This window comes from Ferrovum myxofaciens, from assembly GCF_000735045.1.
Taxonomy (GTDB): Bacteria; Pseudomonadota; Gammaproteobacteria; order Burkholderiales; family Ferrovaceae; genus Ferrovum; species Ferrovum myxofaciens.
This window is the reverse complement of record NZ_JPOQ01000104.1, coordinates 1-253: the sequence shown is the minus strand read 5'-3', so window position 1 is coordinate 253 and position 253 is coordinate 1. Positions and strand designations below refer to the sequence as shown.

Annotated in this window: 1 protein-coding gene; it reads left to right on the top strand. The window is 58.1% G+C overall.

The annotated features are described in order from the left end of the window. On the top strand, positions 1 to 253 hold a 253-nt coding region (locus IV91_RS0111135), incomplete at both ends, for a transposase (protein WP_150112465.1).

Below are 253 nucleotides of genomic sequence, written 5' to 3'. Positions count from 1 at the left end.
TGGCGTCCACGACATGAGCCTTGTCGCTTGTGCTGTTGAGGTGCATCAGCGCAAGCCGGGCGGCAAACTCGACAAGCGGAAGAACGGCAGGTACGCGGGGCGAATACGGCTCGCTGTCGTGCCGGATCGCACCACCAAGTCGCTTTGCGGCTTCGTCGAAAGGTCGGTTATGCCAGGCACGCTTATTGTTACCGATGACTGGAAAAGCTATTACGATCTCCCCAACAGAGGGTACAAGCACATGCACGTCGTC